This is a genomic window from Paracoccus sp. NSM (assembly GCF_052379855.1).
Lineage (GTDB): Bacteria > Pseudomonadota > Alphaproteobacteria > Rhodobacterales > Rhodobacteraceae > Paracoccus.
The window spans coordinates 210834-229383 of record NZ_JBQTCG010000005.1; the positions used below are offsets into that span (position 1 = coordinate 210834).

Annotated in this window: 18 protein-coding genes and 1 tRNA gene; 16 read left to right on the forward strand and 3 right to left on the reverse strand. The window is 67.0% G+C overall.

What is annotated here, in order from left to right; translation table 11 throughout:
- Positions 1-14: 14 nt before the first annotated feature.
- From ACTZWU_RS10725 to ACTZWU_RS10740, 4 genes are all read left to right on the forward strand, one after another.
- A complete protein-coding gene (locus tag ACTZWU_RS10725) occupies positions 15-1736 on the forward strand; it encodes an ABC transporter permease (protein WP_444737343.1) in 1722 nt (573 codons plus the stop codon).
- Positions 1727-1801, forward strand: a tRNA-Thr gene (locus ACTZWU_RS10730). The genes ACTZWU_RS10725 and ACTZWU_RS10730 overlap by 10 nt, the downstream gene beginning before the upstream one ends.
- A 63-nt stretch (positions 1802-1864) precedes the next feature.
- Positions 1865-2980 (forward strand): glycosyltransferase family 8 protein, encoded by a 1116-nt coding sequence (locus ACTZWU_RS10735; RefSeq protein WP_444737344.1) that lies wholly within the window; start codon positions 1865-1867, stop codon positions 2978-2980.
- Positions 2981-3154: 174 nt separating this feature from the next.
- The gene (locus ACTZWU_RS10740) at positions 3155-3361 is read left to right on the forward strand and encodes a cold-shock protein (RefSeq protein WP_119887522.1); all 207 of its coding nucleotides are present in this window, start codon (positions 3155-3157) and stop codon (positions 3359-3361) included.
- A gap of 80 nt (positions 3362-3441) precedes the next feature.
- On the opposite strand, the gene ACTZWU_RS10745 is transcribed toward ACTZWU_RS10740, so the two are convergent.
- Both ACTZWU_RS10745 and ACTZWU_RS10750 read right to left on the reverse strand, forming a co-directional pair.
- Positions 3442-3957 (reverse strand): GNAT family N-acetyltransferase, encoded by a 516-nt coding sequence (locus tag ACTZWU_RS10745; protein ID WP_444737345.1) that lies wholly within the window; start codon positions 3955-3957, stop codon positions 3442-3444.
- 42 nt (positions 3958-3999) lie between these two features.
- Positions 4000-5514 (reverse strand): YifB family Mg chelatase-like AAA ATPase, encoded by a 1515-nt coding sequence (locus ACTZWU_RS10750; RefSeq protein ID WP_444737346.1) that lies wholly within the window; start codon positions 5512-5514, stop codon positions 4000-4002.
- Positions 5515-5650: 136 nt separating this feature from the next.
- Between ACTZWU_RS10750 and coaBC the strand changes: the two genes are divergently transcribed.
- The 10 genes from coaBC to uvrB all read left to right on the forward strand — a co-directional run bounded on the left by coaBC (position 5651) and on the right by uvrB (position 17463).
- On the forward strand, positions 5651-6880 hold the full coding sequence (gene coaBC / locus ACTZWU_RS10755) for a bifunctional phosphopantothenoylcysteine decarboxylase/phosphopantothenate--cysteine ligase CoaBC (RefSeq protein WP_444737347.1): 1230 nt from the start codon (positions 5651-5653) through the stop codon (positions 6878-6880).
- Complete coding sequence (locus tag ACTZWU_RS10760) at positions 6877-7917, forward strand: cysteine desulfurase family protein (protein WP_444737348.1); 1041 nt, start codon at positions 6877-6879, stop codon at positions 7915-7917. Before coaBC ends, ACTZWU_RS10760 begins: the two co-directional genes overlap by 4 nt.
- A 30-nt stretch (positions 7918-7947) precedes the next feature.
- The gene (gene sufB, locus ACTZWU_RS10765; protein ID WP_444737349.1) at positions 7948-9468 is read left to right on the forward strand and encodes a Fe-S cluster assembly protein SufB; all 1521 of its coding nucleotides are present in this window, start codon (positions 7948-7950) and stop codon (positions 9466-9468) included.
- A gap of 60 nt (positions 9469-9528) precedes the next feature.
- Entirely contained in the window at positions 9529-10284 is a 756-nt protein-coding gene (sufC, locus tag ACTZWU_RS10770) for a Fe-S cluster assembly ATPase SufC (protein ID WP_444737350.1), read from the forward strand.
- Positions 10284-11609 carry a SufB/SufD family protein gene (locus ACTZWU_RS10775; protein WP_444737351.1) on the forward strand — a complete coding sequence of 442 codons (1326 nt, stop codon included), beginning with the start codon at positions 10284-10286 and terminating at the stop codon, positions 11607-11609. The genes sufC and ACTZWU_RS10775 overlap by 1 nt, the downstream gene beginning before the upstream one ends.
- The gene (locus ACTZWU_RS10780; protein WP_444737352.1) at positions 11606-12106 is read left to right on the forward strand and encodes a hypothetical protein; all 501 of its coding nucleotides are present in this window, start codon (positions 11606-11608) and stop codon (positions 12104-12106) included. Before ACTZWU_RS10775 ends, ACTZWU_RS10780 begins: the two co-directional genes overlap by 4 nt.
- Positions 12103-12693: a Yip1 family protein gene (locus tag ACTZWU_RS10785; RefSeq protein WP_444737353.1), complete on the forward strand. Its 591-nt coding sequence runs from the start codon at positions 12103-12105 to the stop codon at positions 12691-12693. The genes ACTZWU_RS10780 and ACTZWU_RS10785 overlap by 4 nt, the downstream gene beginning before the upstream one ends.
- Positions 12690-13901 carry a cysteine desulfurase gene (locus tag ACTZWU_RS10790; protein ID WP_444737354.1) on the forward strand — a complete coding sequence of 404 codons (1212 nt, stop codon included), beginning with the start codon at positions 12690-12692 and terminating at the stop codon, positions 13899-13901. The genes ACTZWU_RS10785 and ACTZWU_RS10790 overlap by 4 nt, the downstream gene beginning before the upstream one ends.
- A gap of 103 nt (positions 13902-14004) precedes the next feature.
- Entirely contained in the window at positions 14005-15222 is a 1218-nt protein-coding gene (locus tag ACTZWU_RS10795; protein ID WP_444737355.1) for an NAD(P)/FAD-dependent oxidoreductase, read from the forward strand.
- A gap of 54 nt (positions 15223-15276) precedes the next feature.
- Positions 15277-17463 carry an excinuclease ABC subunit UvrB gene (gene uvrB, locus ACTZWU_RS10800; RefSeq protein WP_444737356.1) on the forward strand — a complete coding sequence of 729 codons (2187 nt, stop codon included), beginning with the start codon at positions 15277-15279 and terminating at the stop codon, positions 17461-17463.
- An 11-nt stretch (positions 17464-17474) separates the two neighbouring features.
- Here the strand turns inward: uvrB and ACTZWU_RS10805 are convergent, their stop codons facing one another.
- Positions 17475-17741: an I78 family peptidase inhibitor gene (locus ACTZWU_RS10805; protein ID WP_444737357.1), complete on the reverse strand. Its 267-nt coding sequence runs from the start codon at positions 17739-17741 to the stop codon at positions 17475-17477.
- A 92-nt stretch (positions 17742-17833) separates the two neighbouring features.
- On the opposite strand from ACTZWU_RS10805, the gene ACTZWU_RS10810 reads away from it, so the two are divergent.
- Entirely contained in the window at positions 17834-18115 is a 282-nt protein-coding gene (locus ACTZWU_RS10810; protein ID WP_444737358.1) for a hypothetical protein, read from the forward strand.
- Between the two features lie 76 nt (positions 18116-18191).
- On the forward strand, positions 18192-18503 hold the full coding sequence (locus tag ACTZWU_RS10815) for an ETC complex I subunit (protein WP_444737359.1): 312 nt from the start codon (positions 18192-18194) through the stop codon (positions 18501-18503).
- The last annotated feature ends 47 nt before the right edge of the window (positions 18504-18550 follow it).

Genomic DNA, 18550 nt, shown 5'->3' on the forward strand with positions numbered 1-18550 from the left:
TTAACGACGGGCGCATGACGACATCCAGCATCGGGGCCGGGACGGCCAAAGGCAGCGAGCAGGGGCTGAGAGAGGGCGGTGGCCGCGGCTGGTCGCTGGCCTCGGCGCTGATCGCGGCGCTGGTCCTCGCCCCGGTCGCGGCGGTGGTCTGGATGGCGGCCAATCCCACCGGGAACATCTGGCCGCAGCTGATGTCCACGGTGATGCCGCGCTATTTCGCCAATACGGTGATCCTGACGCTTGGCACCGGCGCGCTGGCGGCGGCGATGGGGGCGGGGGCCGCGTGGCTTGTCTGCATGTATCACTTTCCCGGACGGCGCTGGCTGCAATGGCTGCTGCTGCTGCCCCTGGCGGTGCCGGCCTATATCGGCGCCTATGCACTGGCCGATTTCCTCGATTATTCCGGGCCGGTCCAGACCGCGCTGCGCGGCTGGTTCGGTTGGGAAAGCGCGCGCGATTACTGGTTCCCCCGCATCCGCTCGATCGAGGCGGCGATCGTCGTCCTTGGCGCGGCGCTTTACCCCTATGTCTATCTGCTGACCCGCGCCGCCCTGAACGAACAATCGGGCAGCGCCTACGAGGTTGCCCGCGCGCTTGGCACCGGACCTTGGGCGCTCTTTCGCCGTGTGGGCCTGCCGCTCGCGCGCCCGGCCATCGTGGCAGGTTCGGCCATCGCGATGATGGAGGCCGTGGCCGATTACGGCGTGGTCAGCTATTTCGGCGTGCAGACCCTGAACACCGGCATCTTCACCACCTGGCTGGAACGGCGCAATGCCGGAGGCGCGGCCCAGATCGCTTGCGTGATCCTGGCCATCGTCATCATCCTGGGTCTGTGGGAGCGTCTTGGCCGCCGCCGCGCCCGCTATCACCAAAGCGCCCGCCAGCCGCGCCCGATCACGCCGCAGCGCCTGCGGGGCGTGGCGGCATGGGCCGCGACGGCGGCCTGCCTGTTTCCGTTCCTTCTGGGCTTCGTGCTGCCGGTGGGCGTGATCCTGACCTATGCCGTGGCCTATCCGCAGGGCTGGGTGACGCCCGGCCTTGCCCGCGCGGCCTGGAACACGGTCAGTCTGGGCGGGGTCGCGGCACTGCTGACGGTGGGGCTGGCCATGGTCATGGTCTATGGCGTGCGACTGTCGGGGCGGCGCCTGCCGCGCCTGCTGCTGCCGGTGACGACGGTGGGCTATGCCGCGCCCGGCGCGGTGCTGGCAGTGGGCATCCTGATCCCGATGGCGGCGCTGGATCACCGCTTCGCGGATGCCGTCCTGTCGCTGACCGGCACCGATCCGGGCCTGCTGATCACCGGCACCGGCGCGGCCATCGTGCTGGCCTATATCGTGCGCTTCTTCGCCATCGGGCAGGGCGCGATCGACGCCGCCTTCACGCGGGTGCCGCCCTCGCTGCCGATGGCGGCGCGCTCGCTTGGCCGCAATCATGCGGGGGTCTTGCGCGACGTGTTCCTGCCGCTGATGCGTGGCTCGGTCGGGGCGGCGCTGCTGCTGGTCTTTGTCGATTGCGTCAAGGAATTGCCCGCCACGCTGCTGCTGCGGCCCTTCAACTTCGAGACCCTGGCCACCCGCACCCATGAACGCGCCAGCCTCGAGGATCTGGGCAATGCCGCGCCTGCGGGTCTGCTGGTGATGATGGTGGGCATTCTTGCGGTGATCCTGCTGGCGCGCACCAACCTTGGCTTGCAGAAACCCGGCAGGCACGCTATCGCGGAAACCGCGCCGGCTTAGCTCAGTGGTAGAGCGTCTGATTTGTAATCAGGGGGTCGGGGGTTCAAATCCCTCAGCCGGCACCAGCCCCCTGTCAGCGGACTGCCCGAACGGCGCCCTGACCGAACCGACCAGCAGGCAGGCAAGTCATGACGCGCATTCCCTTCGGACGAACGCTCTCGAGGGTGCGGCTTGCCTTGGCCGACCGGGTGGCCCGATACCGGCTTGCCCGCGCCGCCAACGGGGGCGAGGTGCTGGATGTCATGACGTCCTGCGGCGGCAAGAATTCGGGGATCACGCAGATCCTGATCCGGTCGCTGTCGGACGCCCATCCGGGGCAGAGGATCAATTTCTGGTTCTTCCACCTGGATGTCGCCGACCCGATCATGAACCGCATGGCGCGCTTTTGCGACAAGCTGCCCAATGTCCGCCTGCGCCCGATCCGGGTCGAGCGGACCGAGGCGCTCGTGGCGCTCAAGACGCTTGGGGGCAAGCCCGATTGCGAGCGCTTCCTGTGGTTCGTCGCGCATGAATACCTGCCCGCCGATCTGGACCGGGTGATCTATCTCGACGCGCTCGACACGATGGTTCTGGATGATCTGCGCCCCTTCCTGAACCACGATCTGGGCGATCGCTACGTTCTGGCCTGCCATGAATTCCTGGCCCGCGCCCAGCCCCCGATCTCGATCGGCCCGGCGCGCGAAGCCTCTGAGGCGGGGACCGACCCCGAGGTGATCCGCCGCGTCTCGCTCGGGCTGATCAACAGCGGCGCGATGGTGCTGAACCTGCGCAGGTTCCGCGACGAGGGGATCGATCTTGACCATTACGTCAGGACCGCGACCTGGGCGCAGCAGCAGGGCCTGTCCTTCGGGGATCAGGGGCTTTTCTCTCTGACCTTCGGCAGCGCCTTCGCGCCCGCCCATGACCGCTACAATTTCCGCTTCGGCTTTCCGGGCGCGGGGCGGATCAAGGCCGAGCCCGCGATCGTGCATTTCGCGGGCCATGTGCCCAAGCCCTTTGCCTTTCGCCCCGATGCGGCGCAGGAACAGCTGATCCGCGACCAGGCCGCCGCCCGACCGGACGGAATCCTGCCTCTGGGCAAGACGCACCGGATGAGGGCCGCTTTCCTGCCGCATTACCGCCGCTGGTGGGCGTTCAGCGAAAGGACGCTGGTCCATCGGCGCATCGCGCCCCTGGCGGACGCCTCGACCCGCAAATTGCTGGACCGGCTGGGTCTCGTGGCGCAGGACGCGACCAGGCAATAGAATTCCTGCGCGATCTGCAAAGCGCCCTTGCATTCGCCCCCCTCAAACCCTAGTTTGATGAGGCTTCGTTATCTTCTCTGCATCCTGTCTGCTTCTGCCTTCAGTCTGCTTTGCTAAATGACTGGGCCAAGCCACTGCATTCTGTGGGTGGCAACCAAGACAGGAGATCTCACGATGGCCAACGGCACCGTGAAATGGTTCAACAGCACCAAAGGCTTCGGCTTCATCCAACCGGAAGGCGGCCGTCAGGACGTGTTCCTGCACATTTCGGCTCTTGAGCGCGCGGGCCTCTCGGCCCCGGCCGACGGCCAGAAAGTGACCTACGAGCTGGAGCGTGGCCGCGACGGCCGCGAATCGGCGACGAACGTCCAGTTCGTCTGATCGCTTCCGGTTTCGGAAACGGAGAAGGCCGCCCCTCGGGGCGGCTTTTTTCGTTTCCGCGGTCTGCGCGGGGTTTTCGGTCAGGGGCGCGTGGCCTGGCCGAAATGGCGATAGACCAGATCCGTCGGGTCGGGCCGTGCAGCCAGCGGGTCGGGCACGGCCCCCAGTCGTTCCGCCAGCCGCGCCGAGCGGATATTCGCCGGGTCCAGATAGCTGACAAGCGTTGCGCATCGCAGGACATCGCGGGCCCAATCCCGCAGGGCGGATGCGGCCTCGAAGGCGATGCCCCGGCCCTCGGCCTCGGGATAGAGGAACCAGCCCAGTTCGCGTTCGGGGAAAAGCGGGCCGTCATTGATGCCGACCTGCCCCAGAACGCGGCCGCTTGCGCGGTCCTCGATCATCAGCGCCCCGCAGCCGAACAGATCCCATTGCGCGTGATCGGCGCAGAACATGCCCCAAGCGGTTTTCAGGTCGAAGGGGCCGCCCATGAAGACGGCACGATCCGACCGCATCAGCCGGTGATAATCCGGCCAATCCCCGGCCCGCATGGGGCGCAGGATCGTCCGGGCGGTGCCTAGGGTCGGGATCGGGCTCATGCGCCCATCCTCGGGTCGATGCCCGCCGCGATCAAGCCGTCTTCAGCCGCCTGGCAGCGAGGGCAGGCGGTAGCTGATCGCCTCGGCCAGATAGGCGCTGTGGACGCGGTCGCTGCCATCCAGATCGGCGATGCTGCGCGCGGTGCGCAGGATGCGGTGATAGCCGCGCGCGGTCAGGCCCAGACGGTCGGCGGCACGCTGGATCAGGGCGCGGCCCTCGGCGTCGGGTGCGGCGACAAGGTCCAGAAGGTCGGGCGGCGCATCCGCATTGACCCGCACCGAGGGGTGATCGCGGTAGCGCCTGTCCTGCAGGGCGCGTGCCTCGGCCACGCGGGCGGCGACCGTAGCGCTTGTCTCGCCGTCCGAGGGGCGTTGCAGATCGTCCAGCGCCACGGGCGGCACCTCGATCCTCAGGTCGAACCGGTCCGTCATCGGCCCCGAGATCCGCGACAGGTAATCCGCCCCGCAGGCAGGCGCGCGGGGGCAGGCGCGGGCCGCATCCGCCATCTGGCCGCAGCGGCAGGGATTGGCCGCCGCCACCAGCAGGAAGCGGCAGGGATAGCGGATATGGGCATTGGCGCGGGCCACGACGACCTCGCCCGTCTCGATGGGCTGGCGCAGCGTGTCGAGGACGTGGCGCGGGAATTCGGGCATCTCGTCCAGAAACAGCACGCCGTTATGCGCAAGACTGATCTGGCCGGGCCGGGCGCCGCGTCCGCCGCCGATGATCGCGGCCTGCGATGCGGTGTGATGGGGTTCCTGAAAGGGGGCGCGGCGCGAGATGCCCCCCTCGGGCAGGGTGCCGGCCAGCGACTGGATCATCGAGGTCTCCAACGCCTCGCGCGCGGTCAGGGGCGGCATCAGGCCGGGCAGGCGCTTGGCCAGCATCGACTTGCCCGCGCCGGGCGGGCCGATCATCATCAGGTGATGCCGCCCCGCTGCCGCGATTTCCAGCGCGCGGCGGGCGCGTTCCTGACCCCTGACCTGCGACAGGCAGAGGCCGTCCTCTTCGGCGATCACGCGGCCCGGCGCGGCAGGGGGTATGGGCCTGCGGTCGGTCAGGTGGTCGATCACCTCGCGCAGATGGGCGGGGGCCAGGACCGTGACGGCCTCGATCCAGGCGGCCTCGGGGCCGCAGGCGCGGGGGCAGATCAGCGAGCGGTCATCTTCGGAGGCCGCAAGGGCGGCGGGCAGGGCGCCCGTCACCGCGACCAGCCGCCCGTCCAGCGCCAGTTCGCCAAGCGCAAGGCAGCGGGCCAGTTCCTCCTGCGGGATGATCTGGAGGGCCGCCAGCACCGCCAGCGCGATGGGCAGGTCGAAATGCGAGCCCTCCTTGGGCAGATCGGCGGGCGACAGGTTCACGGTCACGCGCTTGTTGGGCAGCGCGATGGCCAGCGCGCCAAAGGCCGCGCGCACCCGTTCGCGCGCCTCGCTGACGGCCTTGTCGGGCAGGCCCACGATGGCGAAGCCCGGCATTCCGGCGGTGATCGAGCATTGCACCTCGACCAGACGGGGCTCTATCCCCTCGAAGGCGACCGAATAGGCGATGGCGATCATGCGGGCTCCTGACCTTTGGGGCATGGTTAACGGGCGTGGCGTTAAGGACAGGTTAACGGCGGGCTTTCTTGCGGGCGGGGGCGGGCGGGGCTATCTGTGGCGGGCCGGCGATCATCGGGCGGGCAAAGGGGGCGACATGCTGGGAAAACGCATACTTCTGATCGTGGGCGGCGGGATTTCCGCCACCAAGATCCCGGCGCTGATCCGCCTGATCCGGGCCGAGGGCGCGCATGTCACGCCGGTCCTGACCGGCGCGGGGGCCGAGTTCGTCACCCCCCTGTCGCTGTCGGTGCTGGCCGGAGAAGCCGTGCATCAGGCCCTGTTCGACATGGCCGCCGAGGCAGAGATCGGCCATATCCAGCTGTCGCGCCGGGCCGATCTGGTGGTCGTGGCGCCCGCCACCGCCGATCTGATGGCCAAGATGGCGGCGGGGCTGGCCAATGATCTGGCCTCGACGTTGCTGCTGGCGACCGACAAGCCGGTGCTGATCGCGCCCGCCATGAATGTCCGCATGTGGCAGCACCCGGCGACGCAGCGCAATCTGGCGACGCTGCGCGGCGACGGCATCGCGCTGGTCGGCCCCGACGAGGGCGAGATGGCCTGCGGCGAATACGGCCCCGGCCGCATGGCCGAGCCCGAGGCGATCCTTGACGCGATCCGTGCGGCGCTGGCGCCCGTGCCCCTGCGGCTTCTGCCCGAGGCACAGGTGCCGCGCGGCCCGCTGGCGGGGCGGCATGTGGTCGTGACCTCGGGGCCGACGCATGAGCCGATCGACCCGGTGCGCTATATCGCCAACCGCTCATCCGGCGCTCAGGGCGCGGCGATCGCGGCGGCGCTGCGCGATCTGGGCGCGCGGGTGAGCTTTGTCACCGGCCCCGCGCAGGTCGCGCCCCCGGCCGGCGTCGAGGTCATCGCCGTCGAGACCGCCCGGCAGATGCGCGACGCGGTCGAGGCCGCGCTGCCCGCCGATGCGGCCGTGATGGCGGCGGCGGTCGCGGATTGGCGGGTCGTGAACGGCAGCGACAGCAAGATGAAGAAGGACGGCACGGGCCGCCCCCCGGCGCTGGAGATGGCCGAGAACCCGGATATCCTTGCCTGGATCAGTCAGGCCCCGCAGCGCCCGCGCCTTGTCGTGGGCTTCGCCGCCGAGACCGATGACGTGATCGCCCATGCGACGGCCAAGCGCGCGCGCAAGGGTTGCGACTGGATCGTCGCCAATGACGTGCGCCCCGCCACCGGCATCATGGGCGGGGCCGAGAATGCCGTGACGCTGATCACCGCCGAGGGGGCCGAGGACTGGCCGCGCATGGCCAAGGAGGCCGTCGCCGCGCGCCTTGCCGCCCGCATCGCGGATGCGCTGGCATGAGGGCCTATCTGGACTGGAACGCCACCACGCCCCTGCGCTCCGAGGCGCGCGAGGCGATGCTGCGGGCAATGGATCTGGTGGGCAACCCCTCATCCGTCCATGCCGAGGGCCGCGCCGCCAAGATGGCGATGGAACGCGCGCGGGAGGACATCGCCTCGGCGCTTGGCGCGGACGGGGCGGATCTGGTCTTCACCTCGGGCGCGACCGAGGCGGCGGCGCTGATTCTGGCGGGGCGCGGCCTTGCCTGCGCGCCGGTCGAACATGACGCGGTGCGCGCCTGGTGCGACCCCTGCCTGCCCGTCGATCACGACGGCATCGTCACCGTGCCGGACCCCGCGCGCGCCACGCTGCAAATGGCCAACAGCGAGACCGGCGTGATCCAGCGCCTGCCTGACGGGCTTGCGGCCAGCGATCTGACGCAGGCTTTCGGCAAGATCCCCCTGGCCTTCAACTGGCTGGGCCTCACGGCGGGCTTCGTCAGCGCGCACAAGCTGGGCGGCCCGAAGGGGATTGGCGCGCTGGTGATCCGCAAGGGAACCGATCTGGAAGCGATCCTGAAAGGTGGCGGTCAGGAACAGGGCCGCCGCGCCGGGACTGAGAACCTGATCGGCATTCTGGGCTTCGCCGCCGCCGCCCGCGCCGCGCAGGCCGATCTGGAGGCGGGGCTCTGGGACGAGGTCGCCGCTCGCCGCGACAGGCTGGAGGCGCGTCTGACCGACCGTTTTCCCGAAATTTCCATCGCCGGAAAGGCGGCGCGGCGCTTGCCGAACACGACCTGCCTTCTTACATCGCGCTGGAAGGGTGAGACGCAGGTGATGCAGATGGATCTTGCGGGCTTTGCCATCTCGGCGGGCTCGGCCTGTTCGTCCGGCAAGGTGCGGGCCAGCGGCACCCTGCAGGCGATGGGCTTTGACGATCAGCAATCGCAATCGGCCATCCGTCTGTCCATAAGTCCGGCTTTGGACGAGGATCAGATGAACCGATTTGCGGATGCCTGGGAAAACGCGTATTCACGCTGGCGCGACAGGAATGGCTAGCCAAGGCGCCAGCCGCAGGAAGGAAACAGGATGACGGGAACCACCGATCTTGACGTGCGCGAGGGCGTAGACCGTGAAACGGTCGAGACCGTGCAGAACATGGGCAGCTACAAATACGGCTGGGACACCGAGATCGAGATGGAATACGCCCCCAAGGGCGTGAACGAGGATATCGTCCGTCTGATCTCGGAAAAGAACAACGAACCGGAATGGATGACCGAATGGCGCCTGGCCGCCTATCGGCGTTGGCTCACCATGACCGAGCCGCGTTGGGCGATGCTGAACTACCCTGAGATCGACTATCAGGACCAGTATTACTACGCCCGCCCGAAAAGCATGGAGGTCAAGCCCAAGTCGCTGGACGAGGTTGATCCCAAGCTCTTGGCCACCTACGAGAAACTGGGCATCCCGCTGCGCGAGCAGATGATCCTGGCGGGCGTCGAGGGCGCCGAGGCCGCCCCCGTCGAAGGGCGCAAGGTCGCCGTGGACGCGGTCTTTGACAGCGTCAGCGTCGGCACAACCTTCAAGGACGAACTGGCCAAGGCCGGCGTCATCTTCTGTTCCATCAGCGAGGCGATCCGCGAGCATCCGGAACTGGTGAAGAAATATCTGGGCAGCGTCGTTCCGGTCACCGACAATTACTTTGCCACGCTGAACAGCGCGGTCTTTTCGGATGGCAGCTTCGTCTACATCCCCGAAGGCGTGCGCTGCCCGATGGAGCTGTCCACCTATTTCCGCATCAACGCCGAGAATACCGGCCAGTTCGAGCGCACGCTGATCATTGCCGACAAGGGCAGCTATGTCAGCTACCTCGAGGGCTGCACCGCGCCCAAGCGCGACACGAACCAGCTTCATGCGGCGGTCGTGGAAATCGTCGTGCTGGAAGATGCCGAGGTGAAATATTCGACCGTCCAGAACTGGTTCCCCGGCGACGAGGAGGGCAAGGGCGGCATCTACAACTTCGTCACCAAACGCGCCGATTGCCGCGGCGACCGCGCCAAGGTGATGTGGACGCAGGTGGAAACCGGATCGGCGATCACCTGGAAATACCCCTCCTGCATCCTGCGCGGCAATGAATCGCAGGGCGAGTTCTATTCTATCGCCATCGCGAACAATCACCAGCAGGCCGATACCGGGACCAAGATGATCCATCTTGGCAAGAACACCCGCTCTCGCATTGTTTCCAAAGGGATTTCGGCGGGGCAGGCGCAGAACACCTATCGCGGTCTGGTGACGATGCATCCGCGCGCCACGAACAGCCGCAACTATACCCAATGCGACAGCCTGCTGATCGGCGACAAATGCGGCGCCCATACCGTGCCCTATATCGAGGTCAAGAACACCTCGAGCCGGGTCGAGCATGAGGCGACGACCAGCAAGGTCGATGACGACCAGCTGTTCTACTGCCGCTCGCGCGGGATGGACGAGGAAGAGGCCGTCGCGCTCGTCGTGAACGGTTTCTGCCGCGAAGTGCTTCAGGCGCTGCCGATGGAATTCGCCATGGAGGCGCAGAGCCTCGTCGCCATCTCGCTGGAAGGTTCGGTGGGCTGACCGCCCGTGCCCATACCCAATTCGGCGCCCTTGGTGGCGCCCTCGCCGTTTGAGGAAAAGATGCTGAAAATCAACAACCTGCATGTGAAACTTGAGGAAGAGGACAAGCAGATCCTGAAAGGGCTGACGCTTGAGGTTCCCGCCGGTCAGGTCCATGCGATCATGGGGCCGAATGGCTCGGGCAAGTCCACCCTGTCCTATGTCCTCTCGGGCCGCGACGGCTACGAGGTGACCGAGGGCGAGGCGATGCTGGACGGCGAGAGCCTGCTGGACATGGAGCCCGAGGAGCGCGCCGCCGCCGGTCTGTTCCTGGCCTTCCAGTATCCGGTCGAGATCCCCGGCGTCGGCAATATGACCTTTCTGCGGACCGCCGTGAACGCGCAGCGCAAGGCGCGCGGCGAGGCCGAACTGTCGTCGGGCGAGTTCCTCAAGGTCGTGCGCGCCAAGGCCGCCGAGTTGCAGATCAGCCCTGAAATGCTGAAGCGTCCGGTCAATGTCGGCTTCTCGGGCGGCGAGAAAAAGCGCAACGAGATCCTTCAGATGGCCATGCTGGAGCCGCGCATGTGCATCATGGACGAGACCGACTCGGGTCTCGACGTGGATGCGATGCGTCTGGTCAGCGAAGGCGTGAACGCCCTGCGCGATGCGGGCCGCAGCTTTCTGGTCATCACCCATTACCAGCGCCTGCTGAACCACATCCAGCCGGACGTGGTGCATATCATGGCGAATGGTCGCATCGTGAAATCGGGCGGCCCGGAACTGGCGCTCGAGGTCGAGGAAAACGGTTACGGCGACCTGCTGGCGGAGGCGGGCTGATGTCGGATATCGCCGTCAAGGACATGCAGGTGCCGCAGGTCAGCGGCACCGCCAAGGCGCCTGACGCGCTGGACCAGCGCCTTGCCGCGCTGGACCTGCCGACGGGCGCCTTTGCCGCCGCGCGCGCCGATGCGCTGGCGCGGCTGCGCGCGATGGGCCTGCCGGGGCCGCGCGACGAATACTGGCGCTATACCGACCCGCGCCCGTTCAACGCGCCGGAACCCGCCGCGGTCGCGCGTGTGGATGGGCCGGATTCGCCGCTTTTCGCCTCGCGCGACAAGCTGACGCTGGTTTTCGTGGATGGCGTCTTCGATGCCGCCGCCTCTGACGATCTGGCGCTGGACGGAATCGAGATCACGACGCTGGCCAACCCCTCGGGCGCGGAATGGGCCGAGGGCCTCTTCGGCTCGCTGGAGGCTGCGGGCCAGTCGCCTGTGCGCCGCCCCTTTGCCGCGCTGAACACCGCCGCCGCCCGCGATGGGCTGCTGATCCGCGTGACGGGAAAGCCTGCAAAGCCTGTCCATGTGCTGCACCGCCGGGCCTCGGATAAAGCCGATGCGATGTGGCACCATGTCGTGCGCGTCGAGGAAGGAGCCGAGTTGACCCTGCTGGAGACCGGCAGCGTCGGCGCGCGCTCGAACGGTGTTCTCGAGGTCGATCTGGCGCCCGGCGCCACGCTGCACCACATCACCGCCAAGCGCGCCAATGACGCCAAGGTCGGGCTGTCGCACCTGTTCGCACGGGTGGCTTCGGATGCCGTGCTGAAAAGCTTTGCGCTGGCCGTGAACGGCACCACGATGCGGCAGGAATCGGTCATCGACATGGTCGGCGACGATGCGGTGGCCCATGTCGCCGCCGCCGTTCTGGGCGATGGCGATGAAGGCCCGTTCCATCACGACGACACGGTCTTTGTCACCCATGGCGCGCTGCGCGGCGAAAGCCGTCAGGTCTTCAAGAAAGTGCTGAAAAACGGCGCCACCGGCGTCTTTCAGGGCAAGATCCTGGTCAAGCCGGGCGCGCAGAAGACCGACGGCTACCAGATCAGCCAGGCGCTTCTTCTGGACGAGGCCAGCCAGTTCCTGGCCAAGCCCGAGCTTGAGATCTATGCCGACGACGTGAAATGCTCGCATGGCTCGACCACGGGCGCGATCGACGAGGATGCGCTGTTCTACCTGCGCTCTCGCGGGGTGCCGCATGACCGGGCGATCGTGTTCCTGGTCCTGTCCTTCCTGGCCGATGCCCTGCAAGAGGTCGAGGATGAGGGCCTGCGCGACGAGATCAACGAGCGTCTCGACGCATGGCTGACCGGACGCAGCCGCGCATGAGCCCTGCGGCCCGGCAGGGCATGGCGGGCCGCGTGGTGCAAAGCTGGTGGGCGCCGCGCCGGGTGGTGCGGGGCCTGCAAGGCATGCCTGATCGCGTAATGCTGGTCGTTCTGATGCTGGCGATGGTCTTCATGCTGCTGGCGCAGGCGCCGATTCATGCCCGTGCAGCCGCGCTTGACCCCTCGCGCCCCTTCGAAGCGCGGATGGGCGGGGCGCTGATGGCCGTGATGTTCATGATGCCGCTTCTGGCCTATGCGGTGGCGGGACTGGTTGCGCTGTTCAGCCGCGCGACGCCCTGGCGGCTTGCGCCCGAGGCCTCGCGGCTGGCATTGTTCTGGGCGTTGCTGGCGGTGGCGCCGGCGATGTTGCTGCGGGGGCTGGTCGGCGGCTTCATCGGCGAGGGCCCGGCGCTTACCACCACCGATGTGGTGGCAGGTTTCGGCTTTTTCTTCATCTGGGGCGCCGGGATTTCGGCGCTGGCAAGGCGTGATCGATGAGTTCTGACGACTTCAAGGCCCTGATCCGGCTGACTTTCCGAGAGCCGGAGCAGGCGGCCCATTGGCTGATGGCGCAGGGCTGGCCGATGTCCGTGCGCTGGATGGCGCTGGCTTTGGCGGTGTCGGTCTCGGGGCTGCTGGCCTGGGTCTCGATGCAGATCTATGGCGGTGGTGAGCAGACTCAGGGCGGGCTTCTGGCCGGTCAGCAGCCGCTGGTCCTGGCGGGGCTGCAATTCGCCGCCGTGGTCGTGGGCGCGTCGCTGATGGCCTCTGTCGGACGCATGTTCGGTGGCCATGGCCGGTTCGAGGATGCGCTGCTTCTGGCCGTCTGGATCGAGGCGATCCTGCTGATGGTCCAGGCCGTGCAGGTCGTGCTGTCGGTGATTCTGCCGCCCTTTGCCGCGATCATCGGCATCCTGTCCATCGCGCTGTTCCTGTGGCTGACCGTGCAATTCACCAAGGCGTTGCACGGCTTCATCAGCGCGCCCAAGATCCTGTTGGTCATGTTCGCCACGCTTCTGGCGCTTGGCTTCGTTCTGTCCTTCTTTGCCGTCGCCCTGGGAATCCTGCCGGAGATGCCGCAATGAGCTTTGATGTCGATGCTGTCCGCGCCGATTTCCCGATCCTGTCGCGGCAGGTCAATGGCCGCCCGCTAGTCTACCTGGACAATGGTGCCAGCGCGCAGAAGCCCCGCTGCGTGATCGACGCGATCACCCGCGCCTACGAGGGCGAATACGCCAATGTCCACCGGGGCCTGCATTACCTGTCGAACCTGGCGACCGACAATTACGAACGCGTCCGCGCGATCATCGCGCGCTTCCTGAACGCGCCCCACGAGGATGAGGTGATCTTTACCTCGGGCTCGACCGAGGCGCTGAACATGGTCAGCTATGGCTGGGCTGCGCCGAACCTGCAGCCGGGCGACGAGATCCTGATCTCGTTGCTTGAGCATCACGCCAATATCGTGCCGTGGCATTTCCTGCGCGAACGTCAGGGCGTGGTGCTGAACTGGGTCGAGCCCGAGGCCGATGGCAGCCTGCCGCCCGAAAAGGTGCTGGCCGCCATCACGCCCCGCACGAAGATGATCGCCGTCACGCATATGTCGAACGTCACCGGCACGGTCGTCGATATCGCGGGAATCCGGGCCGGGACCGACCTGGCGCTGGTCGTCGATGGCAGCCAGGCCTCGGTCCATCTGCCGGTGGACCTTTCGACGCTTGGCGCGGATTTCTACTGCATCACCGGCCACAAGCTTTACGGCCCCTCGGGGTCCGGCGCGATCTGGGTCCGGCGCGAGCGTCAGGCCCAGATGCGCCCCTTCCTTGGCGGGGGCGACATGATCCGCACCGTGGCCCGCGACGCCGTCACCTATAATGACGGCCCGCTGCGCTTCGAGGCGGGCACGCCCGGCATCGTCAACCAGATCGGTCTGGGCGTCGCGTTGGAATATCTGATGGATCTGGGGATGGAGAACATCGCCGCCCATGAACGCGCCCTGCGCGACTATGCCCGCGACCGGCTGCGCAGCCTGAACTGGCTTCAGGTCCAGGGCGATGCGGCAGACAAGGGCGCGATCTTTTCCATGACGATGGAGGGGGCACATGCGCATGACATCTCGACCATCCTCGACAAGAAGGGAATCGCCGTCCGGGCGGGCACGCATTGCGCGATGCCGCTGATGACGCATCTGGGCGTCCCGGCCAGCGCGCGGGCCAGCTTTGCCATGTACAACACGCAGGCAGAAGTGGACGCGCTGATCGAAGGATTGACCTTCTGCCGCGAGCTTTTCGCCTGAATCTTGCAAAGATTCGGACGATGGCCGAAGAAAGCCCTTTCATCCTTGCCGGACGCGCGCGATCCCGGCATCCCTGATCCTGTTCAGCGGACAGGGGGCAGCGATGGCCGAAATTCTGGTTCTGGGTGCGGGGATGGTCGGGGTTTCGACCGGGTTGGCGTTGCAGGCGCGTGGGCATGATGTCACCATCATCGAACGCGGCGTGCCGGGGCGCGAGACCAGCTATGGCAATGCCGGGCTGATCCAGACCGAGGCGGTCGAGCCCTATGCCATGCCGCTGGCTCCCTTTGCGCTGATGCAGATCGCTCTTGGCCGGGGGTTCGACGTCAAGTGGACGCCCTCGGGGCTTCTGCCCCAACTGGGCGCGATCCTGTCCTATGCCCGCCATTCGCTGCCCGCCGCGCATCGCCGCGCCTCGGCCACTTGGGGGCGGCTGATCCGGCAATCGACCGACCGCCACGGGCCCCTGATCGCGGCTGCGGGCGCGGATAACATCATTCGCCGAAACGGCTATATCGAGCTGCATCGCACCCCCGCCCGGATGGACAAGGCCCGCAAGACGGCCGAACGCTTCCTGACCGAATTCGGGGTCGAGGCGCGGCTGATGACGGGGGCGGAACTGCGCGCCATGGAACCCTCGGTCAAGATCGAGGTCGAGGGCGCAACCCATTGGTCCGACAGCTGGAACTGCGCCGATCCGGGCGGGCTGGTGGCGGCCTATGCGGCGCTGTTCCAGAAACGCGGCGGGCGGATCGTGAACGGCGATGCGGGCGATCTTCACCGCAAGGGCGCGGCCTGGGTCGCCGACGAGGCGACGGGCGAACATGCCGTCATCGCGCTTGGTCCCTGGTCGCCCATCGTGACCGAACGCTTCGGCCTGCGTGTGCCGATGGTGTTCAAGCGCGGCTATCACCGCCATTACCACATGGAACTGCCGCCCCATCACCCGATCGCGGATTTCGGCAATTCGGTCGTCCTGTCGCCCATGCGCCGGGGCCTGCGCATCGCCACCGCCGCCGAGCTGACGCCCCATCCGCGTCTGTCGCCGCCGCAGCTGAAGCACGGCGAAAAGGCCGCGCGCGAGTTGTTCGACATCGGCGCCCCGGTCGAGGCCGAGCCCTGGACCGGCCGCCGCCCCTGCATGCCCGACATGTTGCCCTTGGTGGGCCGGGTGCCGGACCAGCCGAACCTCTGGGCGCATTTCGGCCATGGCCATCAGGGCTTCACCCTGGGGCCGGTGACGGCCGAAATTCTTGCCGACGAGTTGGATGGCGGGGCAGGGTGGTCCGAACTTCAGCCCTCGCGGATCAAGCGCGGTTGAAATCGGCCCCGTTCGGGCACATCTTGGGGCCAAGCCGAACGGATCAGGAACCCCATGGGTCACAACAACACGAACGCGCCCGTCGCGCGTCCCATCGAAGTGACCCGCCCCAAGCTCGAGGGCGGGAAGCGCTTTGTCATGCACAGCGAGTTCCAGCCCGCAGGCGACCAGCCCACCGCCATCCGCGAGATCGCGCAGGCGGTGCGCGATGGCGAGCGTGATCAGGTCCTCTTGGGCGCGACGGGGACGGGCAAGACCTTCACCATGGCCAAGGTCATCGAAGAGACGCAGCGCCCCGCGATCATCCTTGCACCGAACAAGACGTTGGCCGCCCAGCTTTACGGCGAATTCAAGGGCTTCTTTCCCGAAAACGCGGTCGAGTACTTCGTCAGCTACTACGATTACTACCAGCCCGAGGCCTATGTCGCGCGCAGCGACACCTATATCGAGAAGGAATCGCAGATCAACGAGGCCATCGACCGGATGCGCCATTCCGCGACGCGGGCGCTTCTGGAACGCGATGACGTGATCATCGTGGCCTCGGTCAGCTGCATCTACGGCATCGGCTCGGTCGAGACCTATTCGGCGATGACCCAGGACATGATCGTGGGCCAAAGCTACGATCAGCGCGAATTCCTGAACCAGCTTGTCGCGCAGCAATACCGGCGTCTGGATGCCAGCTTCCAGCGCGGCGGCTTCCGCGTGCGCGGCGATCTGGTCGAGGTCTGGCCCGCCCACCTCGAGGATCGCGCCTGGCGCTTCGATTTCTTCGGCAACGAGCTTGAGGCGATCACCGAATTCGACCCTCTGACCGGGGTCAAGACCGACAGCTTCAAGCAGATCCGCATCTACGCCAACAGCCACTACGTCACGCCGCGCCCGACCCTTCAGCAGGCGGTCAAGGGCATCAAGGCCGAGCTTCAGGGCCGACTGAAGCAGCTTCAGGACGAGGGCAAGCTGCTGGAGGCGCAGCGCCTTGAGCAGCGCACGAATTTCGACATCGAGATGCTGGAAGCCACCGGCGTCTGCAACGGGATCGAGAACTATTCCCGCTATCTGACCGGTCGCGCGCCGGGCGAGCCGCCCCCGACCCTGTTCGAGTTCATCCCCGACAATGCCATCGTCTTTGCCGACGAATCCCATGTCAGCGTGCCGCAGATCGGCGGCATGTATCGGGGCGACTTCCGGCGCAAGTTCACGCTGGCCGAACACGGCTTCCGCCTGCCCTCATGCATGGACAACCGCCCCCTGAAGTTCGAGGAATGGGACGCGATGCGGCCCCAGTCCGTGTTCGTCAGCGCGACCCCCGCGCAATGGGAGCTTGACCAGACCGGCGGCGTCTTCACCGAACAGATCATCCGTCCCACCGGCCTGCTGGACCCCCAGATCGAGATCCGCCCCGTCGAGATGCAGGTGGACGACCTTCTGGACGAGGTGCGCCGCGTCAGCGCCGCAGGCTACCGCACGCTGGTCACGACCCTGACCAAGCGCATGGCCGAGGATCTGACCGAATATCTGCACGAACAGGGCATCCGCATCCGCTACATGCACAGCGATATCGACACGATCGAACGGATCGAGATCCTGCGCGACCTGCGGCTTGGGGCCTTTGACGTGCTGGTCGGCATCAACCTGCTGCGCGAGGGGCTGGACATTCCCGAATGCGGGCTGGTGGCCATTCTGGATGCCGACAAGGAAGGCTTCCTGCGCTCGGAAACCTCGCTGATCCAGACCATCGGCCGGGCCGCGCGCAATGCCGACGGGCGGGTCATCATGTATGCCGACCGCATCACCGGCAGCATGGAACGCGCCATGGCCGAGACCGAGCGTCGTCGCCAGAAGCAGATGGCCTATAACGAGGCCCACGGCATCACCCCCACCACCGTCCGCAAGAATGTCGAGGATGTTCTGGCGGGGCTCTGGCAGGGCGATACCGACCAGTCGCGCGTCACGGCCAAGGTGGACAAGCCGCTGGTCGGCGCCAACCTTGCCGCGCATCTGGACGGGCTGCGCGCGCAGATGCGCAAGGCCGCCGAGAACCTGGAATTTGAGGAAGCCGCCCGCCTGCGCGACGAGGTCAAGCGCCTCGAGGCCGTCGATCTGGTGATCTCGGACGATCCGCTGGCGCGTCAATCCGCGGTCGAAGAGGCCGCCGAGGCCGCAACCCGCGCCTCGGGGCGCTCGACGGCCGGACGTGCGGGGCAGCGCGGCGGCAACAAGCGGTCGAAGCGCGGGCGCTGAAGGGGCGCCCGTCAGCCGCAGCTGATCCGCGCGATCCAGCCCTTTTCGTCGACATAAAGGTTCAACCGGCCCGGATTGCTGGTCGCCGGGACGATCTCGTTGCGGTCGATCAGGCGCACGGTCAGGTTGGGCGGCAGGAACACCTCGCCCCAGTTCATGCCGACCAACTGCTGATGGCGGGCAGCGTTGCAGCGCGTATCGGCGACCGTATAGGGCGAGGTCGCGCTGCAGGCGCCAAGCGCAAGCAGGGTTGCAAGGGTGATGCTGGCAGCTTTCATCATCTGGTCCTCTCGTTTTCGTGACGGAACGCCGTCTGGCGTTCAGGGGTTCCGGGCGGCACGCTTGGCATGATCTGTAAAGGGTTTGAACCATGCGTCTTGCCGTCCTGTTGACCGCCTTGGCCCTGCCTGCCCATGCCTCCACCGAGGCCGCTTGGGACGAGATGCGCGACCGCTTGGCCCAGGGCTGCGAAGCGCTGCTGCCCGCGGCTGCCGAGGCCGTGATCGAGGTCAATCCCTTCGGCTCGGAAACCTATGGGGTCGCGGTGGTGACGCTGACCGATCCCCAGGGCGCGACCGAGCGCATGGCCTGCATCATGGACAAGGCGAGCGGCGAGATCGAACTGACCGCGCCCTTTGACGAAACGCCCTGAGCCCGCGCGTCGCAGGGGCTTGATCCGGGGCGGATTTGGGGTGATATGATCGCCAGAAGCAAGCCGGAGTCCCGCCATGATCGTGCGTATCTATCAGCCCGCCCGCAACGCGATGACCTCGGGGATGGGGCGGTCCAAGGGCTGGGTTCTGGAATTCCCGCCCGCCGATGCACGAGAGATCGACCCGCTGATGGGCTGGACCAGCAGCCGCGACACCCAAAGCCAGGTCCGCCTGCGCTTCGACAGCCGCAAGCAGGCCGAGGATTACGCCCGCGAACACGGGCTGGATTACGTCGTTCAGGAACCGCAGCGCCGCGGCACGAATGTCCGCCCGCGCGGCTATGGCGAGAATTTCGCAACCGACCGCCGCGCCCCCTGGACCCACTGATTGTTGCTCGGGGCATAGTTGGTGCCAGCCGGGGGCATCCTTGCCCG

Bases quoted from the DNA above. Each gene is read 5' to 3' on its own strand.
- ACTZWU_RS10725 (WP_444737343.1), top strand. From the start codon at position 15: ATGACGACATCCAGCATCGGGGCCGGGACGGCCAAAGGCAGCGAGCAG.
- ACTZWU_RS10780 (WP_444737352.1), top strand. From the start codon at position 11,606: ATGAGCCCTGCGGCCCGGCAGGGCATGGCGGGCCGCGTGGTGCAAAGC.
- ACTZWU_RS10810 (WP_444737358.1), top strand. From the start codon at position 17,834: ATGCGTCTTGCCGTCCTGTTGACCGCCTTGGCCCTGCCTGCCCATGCC.
- uvrB (WP_444737356.1), top strand. From the start codon at position 15,277: ATGGGTCACAACAACACGAACGCGCCCGTCGCGCGTCCCATCGAAGTG.
- ACTZWU_RS10805 (WP_444737357.1), bottom strand. From the start codon at position 17,741: ATGAAAGCTGCCAGCATCACCCTTGCAACCCTGCTTGCGCTTGGCGCC.
- ACTZWU_RS10790 (WP_444737354.1), top strand. From the start codon at position 12,690: ATGAGCTTTGATGTCGATGCTGTCCGCGCCGATTTCCCGATCCTGTCG.
- ACTZWU_RS10735 (WP_444737344.1), top strand. From the start codon at position 1,865: ATGACGCGCATTCCCTTCGGACGAACGCTCTCGAGGGTGCGGCTTGCC.
- sufC (WP_444737350.1), top strand. From the start codon at position 9,529: ATGCTGAAAATCAACAACCTGCATGTGAAACTTGAGGAAGAGGACAAG.
- coaBC (WP_444737347.1), top strand. From the start codon at position 5,651: ATGCTGGGAAAACGCATACTTCTGATCGTGGGCGGCGGGATTTCCGCC.
- ACTZWU_RS10775 (WP_444737351.1), top strand. From the start codon at position 10,284: ATGTCGGATATCGCCGTCAAGGACATGCAGGTGCCGCAGGTCAGCGGC.
- sufB (WP_444737349.1), top strand. From the start codon at position 7,948: ATGACGGGAACCACCGATCTTGACGTGCGCGAGGGCGTAGACCGTGAA.
- ACTZWU_RS10750 (WP_444737346.1), bottom strand. From the start codon at position 5,514: ATGATCGCCATCGCCTATTCGGTCGCCTTCGAGGGGATAGAGCCCCGT.
- ACTZWU_RS10795 (WP_444737355.1), top strand. From the start codon at position 14,005: ATGGCCGAAATTCTGGTTCTGGGTGCGGGGATGGTCGGGGTTTCGACC.
- ACTZWU_RS10760 (WP_444737348.1), top strand. From the start codon at position 6,877: ATGAGGGCCTATCTGGACTGGAACGCCACCACGCCCCTGCGCTCCGAG.
- ACTZWU_RS10745 (WP_444737345.1), bottom strand. From the start codon at position 3,957: ATGAGCCCGATCCCGACCCTAGGCACCGCCCGGACGATCCTGCGCCCC.
- ACTZWU_RS10785 (WP_444737353.1), top strand. From the start codon at position 12,103: ATGAGTTCTGACGACTTCAAGGCCCTGATCCGGCTGACTTTCCGAGAG.
- ACTZWU_RS10740 (WP_119887522.1), top strand. From the start codon at position 3,155: ATGGCCAACGGCACCGTGAAATGGTTCAACAGCACCAAAGGCTTCGGC.
- ACTZWU_RS10815 (WP_444737359.1), top strand. From the start codon at position 18,192: ATGATCGTGCGTATCTATCAGCCCGCCCGCAACGCGATGACCTCGGGG.